This is a genomic window from Rhizobium sp. NZLR10 (assembly GCF_019685125.1).
Taxonomy (GTDB): Bacteria; Pseudomonadota; Alphaproteobacteria; order Rhizobiales; family Rhizobiaceae; genus Rhizobium.
Genome location: NZ_JABDWE010000015.1, coordinates 103,104 through 120,798, shown reverse-complemented (window position 1 = coordinate 120,798; position 17,695 = coordinate 103,104). Strand labels below are relative to the sequence as shown.

17 protein-coding genes are annotated in these 17,695 nt (G+C 60.7%); 6 read left to right on the top strand and 11 right to left on the bottom strand.

What is annotated here, in order from left to right; genetic code table 11:
• Nucleotides 1–9: 9 nt before the first annotated feature.
• The 5 genes from bfr to HJB82_RS31690 all read right to left on the bottom strand — a co-directional run bounded on the left by bfr (nucleotide 10) and on the right by HJB82_RS31690 (nucleotide 6,837).
• Nucleotides 10–495 carry a bacterioferritin gene (gene bfr, locus HJB82_RS21915; protein ID WP_003589587.1) on the bottom strand — a complete coding sequence of 162 codons (486 nt, stop codon included), beginning with the start codon at nucleotides 493–495 and terminating at the stop codon, nucleotides 10–12.
• Nucleotides 461–859 (bottom strand): (2Fe-2S)-binding protein, encoded by a 399-nt coding sequence (locus HJB82_RS31695; protein ID WP_246762769.1) that lies wholly within the window; start codon nucleotides 857–859, stop codon nucleotides 461–463. The genes bfr and HJB82_RS31695 overlap by 35 nt, the downstream gene beginning before the upstream one ends.
• Before the next feature lie 122 nt (nucleotides 860–981).
• Nucleotides 982–4,440, bottom strand: a complete 3,459-nt coding sequence (locus HJB82_RS21905; RefSeq protein ID WP_207582278.1) for an error-prone DNA polymerase — start codon at nucleotides 4,438–4,440, stop codon at nucleotides 982–984.
• Nucleotides 4,437–5,882, bottom strand: a complete 1,446-nt coding sequence (locus tag HJB82_RS21900) for a DNA polymerase Y family protein (RefSeq protein WP_311043796.1) — start codon at nucleotides 5,880–5,882, stop codon at nucleotides 4,437–4,439. Before HJB82_RS21900 ends, HJB82_RS21905 begins: the two co-directional genes overlap by 4 nt.
• Before the next feature lie 10 nt (nucleotides 5,883–5,892).
• Complete coding sequence (locus HJB82_RS31690; RefSeq protein WP_246762705.1) at nucleotides 5,893–6,837, bottom strand: ImuA family protein; 945 nt, start codon at nucleotides 6,835–6,837, stop codon at nucleotides 5,893–5,895.
• A 161-nt stretch (nucleotides 6,838–6,998) separates the two neighbouring features.
• Here HJB82_RS31690 and HJB82_RS21895 point away from each other — a divergent pair, with 161 nt between their 5' ends.
• On the top strand, nucleotides 6,999–7,436 hold the full coding sequence (locus HJB82_RS21895) for a metallopeptidase family protein (protein ID WP_164007305.1): 438 nt from the start codon (nucleotides 6,999–7,001) through the stop codon (nucleotides 7,434–7,436).
• A gap of 23 nt (nucleotides 7,437–7,459) precedes the next feature.
• Here the strand turns inward: HJB82_RS21895 and HJB82_RS21890 are convergent, their stop codons facing one another.
• Together HJB82_RS21890 and HJB82_RS21885 are read right to left on the bottom strand one after the other, a co-directional pair.
• Complete coding sequence (locus HJB82_RS21890; RefSeq protein ID WP_207582280.1) at nucleotides 7,460–7,666, bottom strand: DUF1737 domain-containing protein; 207 nt, start codon at nucleotides 7,664–7,666, stop codon at nucleotides 7,460–7,462.
• Nucleotides 7,666–8,571, bottom strand: coding sequence for a CoA ester lyase (locus HJB82_RS21885; protein ID WP_221115401.1), 906 nt, complete (start codon nucleotides 8,569–8,571; stop codon nucleotides 7,666–7,668). Before HJB82_RS21885 ends, HJB82_RS21890 begins: the two co-directional genes overlap by 1 nt.
• Nucleotides 8,572–8,711: 140 nt before the next feature.
• Between HJB82_RS21885 and HJB82_RS21880 the strand changes: the two genes are divergently transcribed.
• The 3 genes from HJB82_RS21880 (at nucleotide 8,712) to leuD (ending at nucleotide 10,322) form a co-directional block, all read left to right on the top strand.
• A complete protein-coding gene (locus HJB82_RS21880; protein WP_164007301.1) occupies nucleotides 8,712–8,945 on the top strand; it encodes a hypothetical protein in 234 nt (77 codons plus the stop codon).
• A gap of 109 nt (nucleotides 8,946–9,054) precedes the next feature.
• Complete coding sequence (locus HJB82_RS21875; RefSeq protein ID WP_207582282.1) at nucleotides 9,055–9,477, top strand: glyoxalase/bleomycin resistance/extradiol dioxygenase family protein; 423 nt, start codon at nucleotides 9,055–9,057, stop codon at nucleotides 9,475–9,477.
• A 236-nt stretch (nucleotides 9,478–9,713) separates the two neighbouring features.
• A complete protein-coding gene (gene leuD / locus HJB82_RS21870; RefSeq protein WP_164007297.1) occupies nucleotides 9,714–10,322 on the top strand; it encodes a 3-isopropylmalate dehydratase small subunit in 609 nt (202 codons plus the stop codon).
• 61 nt (nucleotides 10,323–10,383) lie between these two features.
• On the opposite strand, the gene HJB82_RS21865 is transcribed toward leuD, so the two are convergent.
• Nucleotides 10,384–11,316: a pyridoxal-phosphate dependent enzyme gene (locus HJB82_RS21865; protein ID WP_207582283.1), complete on the bottom strand. Its 933-nt coding sequence runs from the start codon at nucleotides 11,314–11,316 to the stop codon at nucleotides 10,384–10,386.
• A gap of 168 nt (nucleotides 11,317–11,484) precedes the next feature.
• Between HJB82_RS21865 and leuB the strand changes: the two genes are divergently transcribed.
• Both leuB and lpxE read left to right on the top strand, forming a co-directional pair.
• Nucleotides 11,485–12,597, top strand: a complete 1,113-nt coding sequence (gene leuB, locus HJB82_RS21860) for a 3-isopropylmalate dehydrogenase (protein WP_207582284.1) — start codon at nucleotides 11,485–11,487, stop codon at nucleotides 12,595–12,597.
• A gap of 278 nt (nucleotides 12,598–12,875) precedes the next feature.
• A complete protein-coding gene (gene lpxE / locus HJB82_RS21855) occupies nucleotides 12,876–13,628 on the top strand; it encodes a phosphatase PAP2 family protein (RefSeq protein ID WP_207582285.1) in 753 nt (250 codons plus the stop codon).
• Nucleotides 13,629–13,662: 34 nt separating this feature from the next.
• Here lpxE and HJB82_RS21850 read toward each other — a convergent pair whose 3' ends face one another.
• The 3 genes from HJB82_RS21850 to HJB82_RS21840 form a co-directional block, all read right to left on the bottom strand.
• Nucleotides 13,663–15,549 carry an MFS transporter gene (locus tag HJB82_RS21850; RefSeq protein ID WP_207582286.1) on the bottom strand — a complete coding sequence of 629 codons (1,887 nt, stop codon included), beginning with the start codon at nucleotides 15,547–15,549 and terminating at the stop codon, nucleotides 13,663–13,665.
• A gap of 187 nt (nucleotides 15,550–15,736) precedes the next feature.
• The gene (locus HJB82_RS21845; RefSeq protein ID WP_221115398.1) at nucleotides 15,737–17,005 is read right to left on the bottom strand and encodes an ABC transporter permease; all 1,269 of its coding nucleotides are present in this window, start codon (nucleotides 17,003–17,005) and stop codon (nucleotides 15,737–15,739) included.
• Nucleotides 17,002–17,694, bottom strand: a complete 693-nt coding sequence (locus HJB82_RS21840; protein WP_207582288.1) for an ABC transporter ATP-binding protein — start codon at nucleotides 17,692–17,694, stop codon at nucleotides 17,002–17,004. Before HJB82_RS21840 ends, HJB82_RS21845 begins: the two co-directional genes overlap by 4 nt.
• Between the last annotated feature and the right edge of the window lies 1 nt (nucleotide 17,695).

Here is a 17,695-nt window from a genome sequence, read left to right as displayed (position 1 = left end):
CATCGAATACTATTCGGCTTCGTTGGCGGAATCGGCGTTGAGCTGGCCGTATTTGCTCTCGCCGATTTTCCCGAGCAGATCGAGCTGCGTTTCGAGGAAGTCGATATGGCCTTCCTCATCCATCAGCAGCTCTTCGAAGAGCTTCATCGAAACGTAATCACCGGCCTCGTGACAGATATCGCGCGATTTCTTGTAGGCCGCGCGGGCGTCGTATTCGCCGGCGAGATCGGCTTCCAGCACTTCCTTGACGTTCTGGCCGATGCGCAGAGGCGCAAGGGTCTGCAGATTGGGATGGCCTTCGAGGAAAATGATGCGGGCAACAAGCCGGTCGGCATGATGCATCTCTTCGATGGATTCGGCGCGCTCCTTTTTGGCGAGCTTGGTGTAGCCCCAGTCCTCAAGCAGACGATAATGAACCCAATATTGATTGACCGCCCCGAGCTCGAGGAACAACGCCTCGTTAAGCCGCTCGATGACCTTTTTGTCGCCTTTCAATGTCCGCTCTCCTGTTTTCCTCATGGAATTGCTTCAAGCGGGACATGAAATCAAATATCTCGGCCTCCGTCGAGTGGCGACGGGCATGATACTCCTCGGTTGTCTGCACAATGATGTCGACGACGTTTGGAAAGCAGCCACAGCAACGACCGCGTTTTTCCATGGCGTGATAGACCTTCGCCGGCACGATAAGCTGCCAACAGTCTTCGTCGAGAAGGTTGGTGATAACCTCCCGGATTTCCTTGTCGGTTATATAATTGCAGCTGCAGACAAGCACGTCTTCATTCCAAACATGACACTGACTATCGTGTTTTCTGCTAAAGAAGATGGTGGCTGTCAAGAAAAAATTCGAGCCCCGCATCAGAGAACAGCGGCGTCCGAATCGGGCCACAGGCATATCGCTGGTGATTATGTAGCGGTTCCAGGGGGATGCAGCCAGAAAGCAGATGAAGGCGCACCGCATGGCCCTGATCGGTGCGATATTTATTAATGGAAGTTGCGGCCGCGCGGCATCACCACAGCGGTTTCCGCTGCGCCGGAATTGCTGTCTGTGGCAGCCATCCGTTTTTCCAGCTCCGCCCTCTCTTGTGCAAGCTTTTTCTGCCGCTGATCGACTCCCGGTCTCAGCACTTCGTCTGCTCGCTCGCAGACCCCGAAACGCCGGGCCTCGCGTTGCAGGATACCGAGCGTCGGCGTCATGTCTTCGATATGCTCGACGACGGTATGGATCACACCGCTCTGGCTTTGCAGCCTGCCGCGGATTTTCACCAGCCGGGCGCCCATCACAACCGAACGGTATGTGTCGAATATCTTGTTCCAGACGATTGCATTGGCCACCCCGGTCTCGTCCTCAAGCGTCATGAAGATCACGCCCTTGGCCGAACCCGGCCGCTGGCGCACCAGCACGAGGCCTGCGATCGTCACCCGATGCCCGTTTGCGACCTTTAAAAGATCGACATTGCGCGTCACGCCCACCTTGCGCAATTCCTCGCGCAGGAAGGAGACCGGATGCGCCTTCAGCGACAGCGAGAGATAACGATAATCCTCGATGACCTGCTCTCCCGGCAGCATTTCAGGCAGCTTCGTTGCAGGCTCGATCTGGAGGTCGAGATGACGGGCCTGCTCGAAAAGCGGCAGCTCCTCGGCGGCGCTCTTCACATCCAGCGCCCGCACAGCCCAGAGCGCGTCGCGTCGTGATAGTTTGAGGGATTGGAACGCATCCGCATCCGCCAGTCGCTCGATGACGGATTTCTGCAGGCCAGACCGCAGCCAGAGATCCCGAACGGAGCTGTAGCCTTTGCCTCGATTTCTGATGAGCAGCTCCATCTCTTTATCCGAAACGCCCTTGATCTGCCGAAAGCCGAGCCGCACCGCGTGCCGTGCCTTGATGACCCCGCGCATCTCATGGTGGCGAAAATCGATGGCATTCGGATCGAAAGCGGCCGCTTCCAGACCGCAGTCCCAGTCGGATTCGTTGATGTCGACCGGCAGGATTTTTACCCCGTGCTCGCGTGCATCCCGCACCAGCTGCGCCGGCGCATAAAACCCCATGGGCTGGGAATTCAGCATCGCCGCGCAGAAGACGTCGGGATAATAGGCCTTGAGCCATGAGGAGGCATAGACCAGCAGTGCAAAGGAGGCGGCATGGCTTTCAGGGAAACCATATTCACCGAAGCCTTTGATCTGGTTGAAACACTGCTGTGCAAATTCCGGGGCATAATCCTTTGAGACCATTCCCTCGAGGAACCGCTTCTCGAAATTGCCGATCGTGCCGGTTCGCTTGAATGTCGCCATCGCTCTGCGAAGCTTGTCGGCTTCTCCAGGCGCAAAGCCTGCAGCTGTGATGGCGATCTGCATCGCCTGTTCCTGGAACAACGGCACGCCGAGGGTTCTTTCCAGAACCGCTTCCAGCTCCTTACTCGGATATTCGATCGGGATATTCTTGGCCCGCTGCTCCCGGCGCTTCAGATAGGGATGTACCATATCGCCCTGGATCGGTCCTGGCCGGACGATCGCCACCTCGATGACGAGGTCGTAGAATACCTTCGGCTTAAGACGCGGCAGCATGCTCATCTGCGCCCGGCTCTCGATCTGGAAGACGCCAAGCGTATCGGCCCGGCCCATCATCTCGTAAACCGGCCTGCCTTCGTCTCCATGCTCCCTGTTGCCGAGATCTGCGAGCGTCTTCTTCACGTCGTAATGCAGTTCAAGCAGCGAAAAACCCTTCCGCAAGCAGGTCAGCATGCCGAGCGCCAGCACATCCACCTTGAGGATCTTGACATTGTCGAGATCGTCCTTGTCCCATTCGATCATGTAGCGATCCGGCATTGCCGTCTTCATGATCGGCACCACTTCATCGAGCCGGTCCCGCGTGATGACGAAGCCGCCGACATGCTGGGTGAGGTGGCGCGGAAAGCCGAGAAGCTCGGAGGCATATTTCAGCACGTTCCTGGTGACCGGATCCTTGATATCGAGACCAGCCGCCTTTGCATCCCTCTCGGAAAGATTATCCTCCGACCAGCCCCAGATGAGGCTGCTGATCGCCGACTGGACATCCTCCGACAGCCCGAAGGCCTTGGCGACCTCGCGGCCGGCCGAACGGGTACGGTAGGTGGTCACCCCCGCCGTCAGCCCGGCATGTTCTCTTTTGTAGGTTCTGTAGATGAACTGGATGACCTCTTCGCGCCGATCATGCTCGAAATCGACATCGATATCCGGCGGTTCGTCGCGATCCATCGAAATGAAACGGTCGAACAGCAGCGTGCTCTTTTGAGGATCGACTTCCGTAATTTCGAGACAATAGCAGATGACCGAATTTGCCGCCGATCCGCGTCCTTGGCACAAGACCTTGAGGTCATAACGGGCGTGCTGGATGATCCTGTGAACCGTCAGGAAGTAGGAAGCGTAGTTCTTGTCGCCGATGAGTTTTAACTCGTAATCGATCTGCGTCGCCACCTTGAGCGGAACACCCTCGGGATAGCGCCTTGCGGCTCCTGCCCTCGTCAGCCTCTCGAGCGTCTGCTGCGGTGTTTCGCCGGGATCGTTTTCAGGTGGATAATTATGCTCCAATTCCTTCAGCGAAAAGCTCAGCTTGCCGAAGAAGGCCTGGCTATTTTCGATCGCACCAGGATAGTCCCGGAAGATCCGGACCATTTCACGTGAATCCTTGAGGTAGCGCTCGGCATTCGGCGCCAGCAGGAATCCGGCTTGCGCTATCTGTATATGCTCCCGGATCGCGATCACCACATCCGAAAGCGGCCGGCGTTCAGGATGATGATAAAGCGGCTGGTTGGTCGCAATCAGCGGCACGCGATTTTGTGCCGCAAGCATGGCAAGCACCGCAAAGACCTGCCTGTCGCGGCCGTCATAGGCTGGCGCCAGCGCCATAAAAAAAGCCTTGCGGAACCGTCTGCGAAATCGTTCCAGATAATCTTCCAGCGTCGACTGACCCGCCTGATGATCGATAAGGGTGCGATCGGGAACGAGCGCAAGCATCATCTCGTCCCCCCATTCCATCAGCTCCGCTTCCGTGAGAATGCAGCTTCCCTTGACCGCTTCTTCCTTCAGATTGCCGGCGCTGAGAAGACGGCAGAGATTTGCCCAGCCCCGCCGATTGCGTGGGTAGGCGAGGATATCAGGCGTGTCATCGGAAAAGACGAGGCGGGCGCCCGGCTGAACCCGGATCGGATGGAGAATCGTTTCTTTTTTCCCTTGCTTCTCCGCCTGGGCCATAATCGCATCGCGGTTCTTGTATCTCTCCTCGAGCTGCTCCGCCTGCGCATGCGCCCTGACTACGCCGGCAACCGAATTCCGGTCCGCAATCCCGAGACCGCCGAGCCGGAGATGAGCGGCCTGCACGACCATCTCTTCCGGACTGGCGGCGCCTTCGAGAAACGAAAAATTCGTTCTCACGCCGATCTCGAAAAATGCGGACCCGCTCTTCATGCAAACACACCGTGCATGAACCAGCGGGGATCAAGTTCCCGGCCGTAGAAACCGCGACGATAGATCCAGAAGCGATGTCCGGTCTCGTCCTCGATACGGAAATAGTCACGCGCCTCGGCGTCATCCCCGTCGATCCACCACTCCATGGCGATCCGTTCCGGCCCTTCGCTTCTTGCCACCTGATGCTGCATGCGCCGCCAGCGGAAAACCTGCGGCGGGCCATCGGGCACTTCGGCAAGCATGATTTCGACCGGCTCCGGCGTGGCAAAGAGCCGTAGCGGACGCTCTTGGCGGAAAGGAAGTTGGATGTCCTGCGCCGCTTTCCGCCTGGGAAGACTATCCATCACAGGAACCGTGATGACGGCGCGTTCCGGCACATGGCTCTCGCGGAGCTGGAAGCTTTGCAGGCAATCCGCGCCAAGCCGGGCCGAGACCCGATCGACGAAGGCCGAAAGCGAGATTTCTCCCTGGCGGTCGCCCTCGAAATCAGCCTGTGCCTCGTTGAAGGGATCATGCCGCAACACATTCAACCGCAGGATTTCGAAACCATAGCCGGCATCGAGATCGTCATAGACCGCCTGCAATCGCTCGGAAAAAAGCCCGGCAATGAACTTTGGTTCGCGAAGCGGCTGCGAAGCGCCGACGGAGATACGAAAGACCCTGCCGTCGACCCGGAACAGCACCAGTTCGAACACCCGCCCGCCGGCGCCTCGCGCCTCCAGCGACGGCTGCAGCGACATGGCGACCTGCCTGGTGACGGCAAGGATCTGTTCTTCCGTCCCGATCGGCTCGATCAGGCGGCTTTCGGCCGAGAGACTGGCAACCGGACGCCGGGGCGAGACCGGCTCCTCTTCACGTCCGAGCGCCTGATCGAGACGCAGAAGCAGCCCCGGGCCGAACCGGCGGGTCAGCGGCGCCCGCGGTGCATCGATGACGTCGCCGACATATTTCAGACCGAGCTTCTTCAGGGCATCGACGGTTCGTCCTTCCAGCCGCAAGGCCGCGACCGGCAAGGGCAGCAGCACATGCTCCGTTTCCTCGTCCTCGATCACGCCGCCTTGCCCGAAGCGCGACGCGGCCCAGGAAAGGCCTGGCGACGACGAGATCGCCCCGCGCGCATCGAACCCCATATGAAAAAGCCGCGACAGCACATCTTTGAGAAGCGTCTTTTCCCCGCCGAAGAGATGGGCGCAGCCGCTAATATCCAGAAACAGGCCGTCCTTGCCGTCGAACGCCACCAGCGGCGTATAGCGGTCGCACCAGTCGGCAATGGCCTCCAGCAACCGGCGGTCGGCCTCCGGATCCTCTTCCGCGACCTCGAGCAATGGGTACATGGCGCGCGCTTCGGCAACGCCCTGCTCCTTCTTCAGGCCCAGCCTCTCGGCCAACTCGTCCAGAGCCGTCAGCCGCATCGCATTGTTGAGCTTGCCGGAACAGACGATAGGCGGCGTCTCAGGACGCCCTTTCGAACGCCAGGAGAGCCCCCACCGCCTGCGGGCGATTCGGTCCGTTGGCAGATGCGGGAAGCTGAGCGCTAGAATCCGTTGACTGTTCGCTTGGAGGACGAACGAGGTTTGGTTCGGCGACAGGGAGAAATTCGCGTTCATGGGGGTTCCACTCCAGAAAAAAGGAGAGCGGGGCCGGGTTACGGCTCTTCTCCAGCGTCAGACGGAAAATCGGATTGCCGATGCTGCCGGAAAGCTTCGATCCATCCGGCAATGGCCGCAGACCGGACGGGGCCGGCTCGACATGCAGACGGAAGGCCGCGCTGCTCGCCTCCTCCGCCCCGGCTTGACGGACAATAAAGAGCGGACGGCGGGCAGCACGCGCCCGAAGGCTGAGCCTGCGGCTTTCGGTCAGACCGAAATGGGCGGGATTGCCGCGCACTTCGAAGATGACGGCCGAAAAAGCAGCGCTTTCCACCGCCGTCTCCACCAGCCAGAGCGCCTCGTCCAGCTTGCGCGGCGCCGCATGGAGAAACCGCTCCGGGCTCAGCCCGAAATCCAGAAGCCCGGGGGCATAGGGACGGCCGGCCTCCAGCGTGCCGACAGCATCGCCGATCCAGAGGAACGGCGAAAGCCTGCCGGCATCCGCTTCCTGCTTCTGCAGCCGCGCTGCGACAGCCATTGCCAGCCCGCTGGCAGCACCTGCATCGCGAGACAAAATCGAGCGGAATTCGGTGATTGCATCGAGCGGCAGACCGCCTTCCAGCGCCTCATCAAGACATTCCACCCCAAACGCCAGCGGCGGCAGAATGCATCTCCGGGGCGCCTTGCCGCCTTCCGCCAGGGTTTCCCGCTCGGCCGCCGCAAGCGCCGGCGCCGGCTTCCCCTCTAGTCTGGCGATGGTTTCGCGGAGCGCAAAAAGCCGCTCGCGCGCCAGGGCGTGCTGCGCCATGGCGTTTCTCCAATCCGTCTTGTTCCTGTTATGTTCTTATAGATTCCAGAGAGCTAATGAAGAGTCAACGGCCATTTTATATGAATTTATTCCTGCCTTTGATTCCGCACTCGAAAATCGGCGATAAAGGTTCTATATGGCCCGCAAAGGAAGGATTATTCATGGCCCGCATAGACCAGAGCGATGATTGGCGGGACCGCCATGCGCCGACGATAAGCGCCTTCGAGTCGCTGGCCATGGAGGCCTACAGCCATCTGCCGGAAGAATTCCGCCAGCTGACCACCAACCTGACGATCGAGATCGAAGATTTCCCCGATGACGACGTGTTCGAGGACATGGCGCTGGAAACCCCTTTCGATCTGCTTGGTCTTTTCGAGGGCAGGGGCATTTCCGAACGTTTCACAGTGGAAACCGGCGAGATGCCCAACCGCATCCGCCTCTATCGGCGGCCTATTCTCGATTACTGGGCTGAGAATGACGAGACGCTCGGCGACATCATCACCCACGTCCTGATCCACGAAATCGGCCACCATTTCGGGCTGAGCGACGATGATATGGAGCGGATCGAGGAAAGCGCCGAGGAAGCCGCCGATCGCTGAAGCCGGGTGTCCGGCAGAACGAGCTATTGCTCGGAGAGCTTCACCTCGGGATGGTAATCCTTGCCTTCGACAGTCTTGACGACGGCCTGGCCGCACTGCATCGCGCCGGTCGCGGCATTGAAGGCATATGTCGGCGAGCCCTCCAGTGACCAGCCCTTGTTGAGGGCGGCGGTGACCTTGTGGCAGAAGGAAGCATCGTCGGGACCGGTCAGGAAGCGGTAGAGTTTCATCAGGCGGGCTTTCTTGCAGAAATCAGGCGAGCTTTATGAACCAGAGCTTCGGCTTGGACAAGATGCAGCCGCTCGATCATCCGCCCACCTGAATTGATGACGTTCAAACCATCGGAAGCGGGGTCGGCAAAGGCTGATATGATCGCCTCTGCTTCCGCAATGGCCGCCGGATCCGGGCCGAAATGGCGGTTGGCAGGCTCGATCTGGGTGGGGTGGATCAGCATCTTGCCGGCAAAACCCATGGCCCGGCCCTGCAGGCATTCGGCATCGAAACCCTGTTCGTCCCTGAAATCGTTGAAGACGCTGTCGATTGCATCGAGCCCGTAAGCGCTGACCGCCAGGACGACCTGCATCAGCCATGGCACGAGATAGGTCCGCCCCGGCTGGGCCAGCACGCCCGTTTCCTTGCGCAGGTCGTTGAGCCCGACGACGAGGCAATCGAGCCGCGAGCCCGTCGTGCGTCCCGCTTCCGCGATTGCCGCTGCATTCAGGATGCCGCGCGGCGTCTCGATCATCGCCCAGATGCGCAGATCTTCCGCTGCATCCGCTTCGAAGAGAAAGTCGCTGATATCAGTGATATCCTGCGGCTCGTCGACCTTCGGCAGCAGCACAGCATCGGGACCAAGCGCCGTCACCAGCTCCATGTCCGCCGGCCCGAAATCCGATGACAGGCTGTTGATGCGGATAATCCGCTCCTTGTTTTCGAGCGGCCGATCCGAAAAGAAGCGCCTCAGGTTTTCCCGCGCTTGCCCCTTCTTTTCCGGCGCCACGGAATCTTCGAGATCGAAGATCACCGCATCGCAATCGACCGCATGGGTCTTTTCGAGGGCACGCAGATTGATGGCGGGCACACTCAGCACCGAACGGCGCAGGCGGACGGAGCGGGTCGCTGGGTTTCGGCTCATGGCTGAATTAGTGCCAAGCTTTGAAGGCCGAAGCAAGCAGCCCGCCCCGGAACGACGCGCAGAACAACAAAAAGCCATGCTTGCCTTGCAGAGAGGAAAAAGAAGGACCACATTCCTTTCCGAAGAAAGGTCTCAAACCCATGCAGAACATTCGCTCCATCTTCTTCATGCTTGCCGGCGCCACCGTTTTCGTGGCCATGCTGCTTTTCACCTTCTCGGTGACGCTTGCCGTCGGCGGCATCCTGACCGTGCTCATGGTCGGACGCGCGCTTTCGATGAAGATGAAGCCCGCTCCAGTCCGCGCCAAGGCAAACAACGGTAAGCCGGAGATGCGCATCTGGAACGACGGCCGCGGCACGATTATCGATCTCTGAGCAGCTCTCGCTAAAAAAGCCGACCGACATTGTCGCATCATGCTTCCATCATACGTCTTTGAAGCAGCCGGGCATTCTGCCGGCGCTTCACAACGAATGGAGGACGAGCATGGATGCGACGACGGAAAACAATCCGGTCAAGATGCCGCCGGTCAAGAATGGCCTACTTCCCTATCTGACGGTCGGTGGCGCGGTCAAAGCCGCGGAATTCTACAAAAAAGCCTTCGGCGCCGAAGAAGCCTATATCGTGCCGGTCGACGAGAGCGGCCGGACGATGCATGTGCATCTCTACATCAACGGCAGTTCCCTCATGCTGTCGGATGCCTATCCCGAATACGGCCATCCCTTCAAAGGCCATGAAGGCTTCGCCATCCAGCTGGTTATCGACGATATCGATTTCTGGTGGGAGCGCGCTGTCGCCGCCGGTGCCGAGGTCGTCATGCCGGTCGAACTGATGTTCTGGGGCGACCGCTACGGCCAGCTTCGCGACCCGTTCGGCGTCCTCTGGGGCCTGAACGCACCGACCAAGTAACGGCACGTACGCAGAGGGCAGGCCGCGCGAAACGTCGCGTGGCCGCCATCTAAAGCATGTCGCGCAAAAGTGTGCAGCGGTTTTTGCGATGACGACATGCGGGAAGCAAAGACCTAAAGCGTGACAAGCCATCTGAAAGATCGTGACACGCTTTAGAAAGATTCTCCTTCATTTCGGCGGAAAACTGGACTAGATGCAAAATCAGGAAGTAGATTTGCTGAAATGGAGCATGGGTCATGGATAAATTCGTGAAGCTCACGGGCGTTGCAGCGCCCCTGCCGGTCGTCAACGTCGACACCGACATGATCATTCCGAAGGATTATCTGAAGACGATCAAGCGCACCGGCCTCGGCACCGGCCTTTTCGCCGAAGCCCGCTACAACGAGGACGGCTCCGAAAACCCCGATTTCGTGCTGAACAAGCCGGCCTACCGTGATGCCAAGATCCTGGTTGCCGGCGACAATTTCGGCTGCGGCTCCTCGCGCGAGCACGCGCCCTGGGCGCTCCTCGATTTCGGCATCCGCTGCGTCATCTCGACCAGCTTCGCCGACATTTTCTACAACAATTGCTTCAAGAACGGCATCCTGCCGATCATGGTCAGCCAGGAAAATCTCGACAAGCTGATGGACGACGCCTCGCGCGGCTCCAATGCCATCCTGTCCATCGACCTTGAGAACCTGGAGATCACCGGCCCCGATGGTGGCTTGATCAAGTTCGATCTCGACGAATTCAAGCGCCACTGCCTGCTGAACGGCCTCGACGATATCGGCCTGACCCTGGAAAAGGGCAGGGCGATCGACAGCTTCGAAAAGAAGAACGCCGCTTCGCACCCTTGGGCGGCCTAAGTGCTCTCCAATAAATTATCGATCAAGCCGGGCTTCGCCCGGCTTTTTCTTTGATCTCAGATCAGAGAAACTTCTCTTTCCAGCCCTTAAGCTTTTCGAGCGACACGCCGATGCCGCCGCAGACTTCGATGAGCGGATTGTTAAAGCGCGCGAGCAGCCCGGCATGCACATCGGCAACGGCCAGTGCCGCACCGCAGGCCGGCTCGACCAGAATGCGCTGCGCATCGGCAAATTTCAGGCAGGCGGCAACGGCATCGGCGTCGCTGACGACAATGCTTTCGATCGGATGCTGCTTCGGCAGGTCAAAGACATGCTGCGCCACCTGCCGCGCGCCGAGCGAAGTGGCAATCGAGGTTATGGCGGCAAGAGTGATACGCTCATTCGCTTCGAGGCTGGCATTCAGCGAGGCCGCCCCTTCGGTTTCGACGGCGATCACCGGCACATCGGAAAGCCCGTTGCGCTTCAACCCCTCGACAATGCCGGCAAGCAGCCCACCACCGCCGACGCTGGTGACGACGCAATCGAATTTCGCACCCTTCGCCACCACCTCGTCGATCAGCGTCGCATGGCCATCCCACAGAAGCGGATGGTCGAAGGGGTGAACATAGGTCGCCTTGCGGCTGCGGGCGAGTTCGACCGCATGGGCATTGGCCTCGTCGAAAACCGAACCATGAACGAGCACTTTCGCGCCCGTTGCGGCAATCGTCTGTTGCACATCGGCGGCCGTCGTCTCCGGCACGACGATGGTGACCGGCACACCGAGCGCCCGGCCGGCATAGGCGGCGGCAATGCCGGCATTACCGCCGGACGCACAGAAGATCTCGCGCGCACCATTTTCCACCTCGTACTGGCAAAGCCGGCCGACGCCGCGCAGCTTGAAGCTGCCGGAAGGCTGCAGCGCATCGAGCTTCAGCCAGAGCGGTTTGCCGCTGGCGCTGTAGCCTGGTGCTGTCTGAACCAAGGGCGTATCGAGATGGAGGGGTGCTGAAGGCATGGGAACATCCGGGGACATAAAGGTGGCTGACCGGTTCTAATCCTTTTGCGGGCACAGGAGCAACCGTCGCAGCTCAAAGCGAAGCGTACCGATTCATCCCTTCTCTCGCTTGAAATGCCCATTTCCGGGGTCTAAGAAACCGCAACTTGTTTTTCCCAGGAGGGTTTCATGACTGTGCGCAATCTTTTCCTGCTGCCGGGTGACGGCATCGGTCCCGAGGCCATGGGCGAGGTCCGCAAGATCATCGCCTATATGAACGAGGCGATGGATGGCGGTTTCGTCACCGACGAAGGCCTTGTCGGCGGCTCTGCCTATGATGCCCACGGCGCGGCGATCTCGGAAGCCGACATGCAGAAAGCGCTTGCCGCCGATGCCGTTCTCTTCGGTGCCGTCGGCGGCCCGAAATGGGATAGCGTGCCTTACGAAGTGCGCCCGGAAGCCGGCCTGTTGCGGCTGCGCAAGGATCTGCAGCTGTTTGCGAACCTGCGCCCCGCCATCTGCTATCCGGCTCTTGCCTCGGCCTCGTCGCTGAAGCCGGAACTGGTCGAAGGCCTCGATATTCTGATCATCCGCGAGCTGACGGGCGGCGTCTATTTCGGCGAGCCGAAGGAGATCATCGATCTCGGCAACGGCCAGAAGCGCGGCATCGACACGCAGGTCTACGACACTTACGAGATCGAGCGCATCTCCGGCGTCGCCTTCGAAATGGCACGCACGCGGCAGAACCGCGTCTGCTCGATGGAAAAGCGCAACGTCATGAAGTCTGGCGTGCTCTGGAACCAGGTGGTGACCGAGACGCACAAGGCGAAATATTCCGACGTCCAGCTCGAACACATGCTGGCCGATGCCGGCGGCATGCAGCTGGTACGCCAGCCCAAGCAGTTCGACGTCATCGTCACCGACAATCTCTTCGGCGACATGCTCTCCGACGTCGCCGCCATGCTGACCGGCTCGCTCGGGATGCTGCCGTCGGCCTCGCTCGGTGCGCCTGATGGCAAGACCGGCAAGCGCAAGGCGCTCTACGAGCCGGTGCACGGCTCGGCCCCCGACATTGCCGGCAAGGGCATCGCCAATCCGATCGCGATGATCGCCTCCTTCGCCATGTGCCTGCGTTACTCTTTCAACCTGGTGAAGGAAGCCGACGACCTGGAAAAGGCGATCGCCAACGTGCTCGACAAGGGCATCCGCACCGGCGACATCATGGCCGATGGCGCAAGGCAGGTCGGCACCGTCGAGATGGGCGATGCGATTCTCGGCGAGTTCAAGACGCTTTCCGCCTGATATTTCACGTGAAACAGTTCCAGCCCTTCGCATCCCGGATGCGAAGGGCTTTTTAATCCACGGCCGAGGAGTCGCAAGCCGCTCGGTCGAATTCTCCGAAACGGACTATTCTCGGCCACAATCTCGTGTATTTTTGCGCCGGATTTCAGCGAGCGCTAACCCCAAATCGGAAGCGATTTTCGCAATGGATTATGCGCCAATTCAAAGTTCGACAGGGTCCTTTGCATGTCTGAAGAGACGGGCGGCGCTGTAGGGCAAAATTCGAACGGACGACGGCAATGCGGGCATTTTGGGCTTCCCTGGACAGGCGCTGGCGCCGGAGCGGCGTCGGCATGCCGCCTCTGCGTTGGCAGGCCTGCCTCTTTATCACGCTCAATGCCGTGATCCTCTCCATGCTGCTCTTCGATGCGCCGATCGGCGCCAGCGAAGTGCCCGCGCCAGTGAAGCATCTCGGCGAGTTGATGACCGGTTTCGGCGATTCCGCCTGGCTGATCTACACCAGCATCCTGCTGTTCTTTCAGGGCCGGGCGGGCTACAAGCTTGTGAAGACGGCGCGCTCCAAGGCACAGGCGCTATATGTCAGCTGGATCGGCGCCTACCTCTTTGCCACAGTCGTCTTCTCCGGGCTTCTCGCCAATCTGCTGAAGCGGGCAATCGGCAGGGCGCGTCCCGATCATTTTCACGACTACGGCATGTTTTCCTTCACGCCTTTTTCAGGCCACGCCGCTTTCGAAAGTTTCCCGTCCGGCCATTCCACCACGGTCGGTGCCTTCTTCGCCGCATTTGCCCTGCTGTTTCCGCGCTACCGCATTGTCTTCATCGCCGGCGCCATCTGGCTTGGCATGACGCGTGTCATGGTCGGCGCCCATTATCCGAGCGACGTCATCGCCGGCCTTGCCTTCGGCGCCTGGTTCTCGCTGCTGACGGCGATCGTCTTTGCTCGCTGCGGCCTGCTCTTCAAACTGGCGCCGGATGGATGGCCGCTGTCGAAGCAACTGTTCCCTGACATAGGAAAGCCCGGCGCCTTGTGAGGGCCGGGCCTTTTTCGTCAAGTTTGAACGCAGATCAATCCATTGCGTGGATATCTCTGTTCTTCGTTTCCGGCAGGAAGAGCAGGCCGATCACCAGCGTGATCGACGCAAAGACGATCGGGTACCAGAGACCGTAATAGATATCGCCCGCAGCTGCGCTCATCGCGAAGGCCGTCGCCGGCAGCAAGCCGCCGAACCAGCCGTTGCCGATGTGATAGGGCAGCGACATGCCGGTATAACGGATGCGGGTCGGGAAGAGCTCGACCAACAGAGCGGCGATCGGTCCGTAGACCATCGTCACATAGAGGACGAGCACGAACAATATGGCGATCGTACCGGTCCAATTGACCCGGGCAGGGTCGGCGGTCATGGCGAAGCTGCCGCCATTGGCGACGTTGTAGACCGCCATGTCGGTGACGCCATTGGCCTCATCCGCCGTCAGCAGCTTGGTCTCGACCAGCTTCGCCGCCGGTACAGTTTCCTTCTCGCCGGCGCGCACGGTATCGGCGTTGAGCGACAGTTCCGGATTGGCCGCGATGAAGGCATCGAGCTTGGCATCCGGCACCTTGACGGCGCCGCGCTTCAGCGGATAGCCGGCATCGTGGAGCGCGATGTTGACGCCCTTCTCGAAGGCGGCGGTCATGCCCTTGGCCTTGTCGCCGGCGGCGACGACGTCGAAGCTCGTAATCGTCCCGTTGCCGACCTTCACCGTTGCCGGCTGACCGGCGGGGCCGGGAACGACATCATAAGGCACCGAGTTTTTCGTCAGGAATGCCGTCGCCACGTCGCAGGAATTGGTGAACTTCGACGTGCCGGTCGGATTGAACTGGAATTTACAATCCGTCGGATCGGCCGTAACCGTTGCCCGGATCGAGGCCTGTGCTTCGGCAAGCGCCGGGTTCGCCGTCCAGGTCATCGCCTTGAACAGCGGATTATAGGTCACCGCCGCGATGAGAAGGCCCGCCATTATGATCGGCTTGCGGCCGATCTTGTCGGAGAGGCCACCGAAGATGACGAAGAATGGCGTCGCGAGGAAGAGCGCGATGGCGACCATGATATTGGCCGACTGCAGGTCTACCTTCAGGACGTTCTGCAGGAAGAACAGTGCATAGAACTGGCCGCCGTACCAGACGACCGCCTGGCCCATGGTGGCGCCGAGAAGCGCGATGATCGCGATCTTGGCATTTTTCCATGTCCCGAAGGCTTCGGTTAGCGGCGCCTTGGAGCCCTTGCCTTCCGCCTTCATCTTCTGAAACGCCGGCGATTCGTTCATCTTCAAGCGGATCCAGACCGAAACGCCGAGCAGAACGACCGATACCAGGAACGGAATGCGCCAGCCCCAGGCAGCGAATTGAACCGCGCCCATCAGATATTGCACCAGGACGATGATGATCAGCGACAGGAACAGGCCGAGCGTCGCCGTCGTCTGGATCCATGACGTGAAATAACCGCGGCGCCCGTTCGGCGCATGTTCGGCGACATAGGTGGCAGCACCGCCATATTCACCGCCAAGCGCCAGACCCTGGAGCAGGCGCAGCCCGATCAGGATGATCGGCGCCGCGATGCCGATGGTGGCGGCACCCGGCAGGATACCGACGAGGAAGGTCGACAGACCCATGATCAGGATCGTCACCAGGAAGGTATATTTGCGGCCGACCAGATCGCCGAGACGGCCGAACACCAGCGCGCCGAAGGGACGCACCAGGAAGCCGGCGGCAAAGGCGAGCAGCGTGAAGATGTTGCGCGTCGCCTCGGGATATTGGGTGAAATAGGTCGCGCCGATATAGGTGGCGAGGGAACCATAGAGATAGAAATCATACCATTCGAAAACGGTGCCGAGCGAAGAAGCGAAGATGACCTTCTTCTCCTCCCTCGTCATCGGACCGGCCTTCGCGCCGTCGATGCTTGCGACATTTGCCATTGTCTGTCCTCCACAGAGTGATGAAAACGCGCGCGACCTACTCTCCTCAAAGCAGACCCCTGGCCGCGACACGCCTGACGAGAGTGTGCCAGAAACGACAGATCAAAAAGAGAGAGGCTTTGGGATTATGACTTTAGTCTAACGGGGGCGAGCTTTGGCAGCCAGCGACGCGATCCTCCGGCCCAGGTTACGCCCTCAGCGCTTGCGCCGGCGATTGCCGGTAGGCGAGCACTGCCGGCAGCGCGGCAAGAATTGTGGCAAAGACGAGCAGCACCGCCGCAAGCCCGGCGTCGTCACGGACGAAGCCGACCGGCATGGCCATCCCGCTCGTCTGCGAGACCATGGCGGACAAGGTCAGCGCCGCGGCAAACCCAAGTGCAAATCCGAGCCCGATGCCGACTGCCACCACGAAGAAGAACTCCAACCAGACGATGCCGAAAATCGCGCCGCGCGGAGCGCCGAAGGCCCTCAGCGCGCCGATCTGGCGGCGGCGCTGGCCGATATGGATGACCGTGACCAGCACCAGCGAGGCTGCGACGAGAGCTTGGGCGCCGGCAGCGACCGCGACGAGGATCTGCTTGGCGTCGCCGAGCGTGGCGTAGAGATTGGTCAGCACCTCGCCGGGGAAGACGGCGACGGTATTGCCGCTGCGATAGTCCTGCCGCAGCTTGTAGGCATCGGCGATCGTCTTCGGTTTTACCATAATGGCGGGAAGGCCCGGAGCATCTGCAGCCCATTTCTCGTCAAGTACGGCATCCGGGTCGATCTCGCCGTGATGCTCATGCTGGTGGGGATCGGCGCCGGCATGCTCATGATCGTGTCCGGTCGCCCCGGCGCTTTCATGCTCGCTCGCCCCCAGACCATGGATATGCCAGACAGCCTGGATCGGAACCAGAATGGCCCGGTCCCAGGCGGTGCCTGTCGGCCGCAAGCGGCCGACGATATGATAAACGAGTTCGGTATGGGTCTCGCCGCCCTCTTCCACCGAACCGTGCATCGGCTTGATCTCAGCCCCGAGCGAAAGCTTGACGGCGGAGCCGATCACTGCCTCCCCCTCGCGCGCGAAAACCGTACCCTCGGCAAAGCCGCCGGACAGCTTGTCCGCCAGCGTCACCGTCGTGCCGACGATCGGATAGCCGGAGAAGGAATCACCGAAGCCGATCGGGACTGCCCAGTCGACACGGGGATCGGCGGCGAGCCTGACCAGCACGTCACCCGGCATCAGCGGCAAAGGCGAGGGCTGCAGGAAGACGGAGGACAGCACCAGCTGCGTCTCGCTGCCGCCTGCGCCGATGACGAGATCGAACTTGTCGGCGGCGCGCGCGCTGCCGAGACGAAGCGCCCGCTCCTGCAGCACGACGCAAACGCCGAGCGCCGTCGCCAGCGCCACCAGCAGCACGACCACCAGCGACCCCGCCCAGAGGCGGCGAAGATCGGCAAGGATGAAGCGGATCATACAGCCTCTCCCGCCGCTGCAGCGGAATCGTCGCTGATCCGGCCGGAGCCGAAGGTGATGCGCCGGTCGAGGCGGCTGGCCAGGCGCAGATCATGCGAAACGATGATCAGCGTGCTGCCTTCGGCCGCGGCAAGATCGAGGATGAGATCGCCGACCGTCTCGCCGCTTTCGGCATCAAGGCTCGCTGTCGGCTCGTCAGCGATGATGACGCCGGGCTTGCGCAGCAGCGCCCGGGCGATCGCCACGCGCTGCATCTCGCCGCGCGACATGGTTTCGATCTTCTGGCCTGGGCGGGAAAGATCGACCGAACTCAAAAGCGCATGCGCCCGCTCGATGACGGCGGGGGTGGCGGCCCAAGCAAGCCGCGCCGGCAAAAGCACGTTTTCCACCGCCGACAGGCCGGGGAAGAGATAGAACTCCTGCATGACCAGGCCGATATTGGCGGCGCGGAACCGATCGCGCCGGCTCTCGGAAAAACTGGCGATATCCTCGCCGTTCCAGCGGATGCGGCCCCGGCGTGTTCGCTCCAGCCCGGCAACGATATTGACGAAGGTGCTCTTGCCGGAGCCGGACGCACCTGTGATGGCGACCCTGCTGCCGGCATCGATCGAAAGACGACCGATTGCCAGCGCCGGCGAGGACAGGCCCGAGAAGGTGACGTCAAGGTTTTCGATATCAAGAGCGAGCATA

What these genes read in the sequence shown, in the direction of transcription:
- HJB82_RS21905 (WP_207582278.1), bottom strand. Translation starts at nt 4,440, where the DNA reads ATGAAGAGCGGGTCCGCATTTTTCGAGATCGGCGTGAGAACGAATTTT.
- HJB82_RS31690 (WP_246762705.1), bottom strand. Translation starts at nt 6,837, where the DNA reads ATGGCGCAGCACGCCCTGGCGCGCGAGCGGCTTTTTGCGCTCCGCGAA.
- HJB82_RS21895 (WP_164007305.1), top strand. Translation starts at nt 6,999, where the DNA reads ATGGCCCGCATAGACCAGAGCGATGATTGGCGGGACCGCCATGCGCCG.
- HJB82_RS21890 (WP_207582280.1), bottom strand. Translation starts at nt 7,666, where the DNA reads ATGAAACTCTACCGCTTCCTGACCGGTCCCGACGATGCTTCCTTCTGC.
- HJB82_RS21885 (WP_221115401.1), bottom strand. Translation starts at nt 8,571, where the DNA reads ATGAGCCGAAACCCAGCGACCCGCTCCGTCCGCCTGCGCCGTTCGGTG.
- HJB82_RS21880 (WP_164007301.1), top strand. Translation starts at nt 8,712, where the DNA reads ATGCAGAACATTCGCTCCATCTTCTTCATGCTTGCCGGCGCCACCGTT.
- HJB82_RS21875 (WP_207582282.1), top strand. Translation starts at nt 9,055, where the DNA reads ATGGATGCGACGACGGAAAACAATCCGGTCAAGATGCCGCCGGTCAAG.
- leuD (WP_164007297.1), top strand. Translation starts at nt 9,714, where the DNA reads ATGGATAAATTCGTGAAGCTCACGGGCGTTGCAGCGCCCCTGCCGGTC.
- HJB82_RS21865 (WP_207582283.1), bottom strand. Translation starts at nt 11,316, where the DNA reads ATGCCTTCAGCACCCCTCCATCTCGATACGCCCTTGGTTCAGACAGCA.
- leuB (WP_207582284.1), top strand. Translation starts at nt 11,485, where the DNA reads ATGACTGTGCGCAATCTTTTCCTGCTGCCGGGTGACGGCATCGGTCCC.
- lpxE (WP_207582285.1), top strand. Translation starts at nt 12,876, where the DNA reads ATGCGGGCATTTTGGGCTTCCCTGGACAGGCGCTGGCGCCGGAGCGGC.
- HJB82_RS21850 (WP_207582286.1), bottom strand. Translation starts at nt 15,549, where the DNA reads ATGGCAAATGTCGCAAGCATCGACGGCGCGAAGGCCGGTCCGATGACG.
- HJB82_RS21845 (WP_221115398.1), bottom strand. Translation starts at nt 17,005, where the DNA reads ATGATCCGCTTCATCCTTGCCGATCTTCGCCGCCTCTGGGCGGGGTCG.
- HJB82_RS21840 (WP_207582288.1), bottom strand. Translation starts at nt 17,694, where the DNA reads ATGCTCGCTCTTGATATCGAAAACCTTGACGTCACCTTCTCGGGCCTG.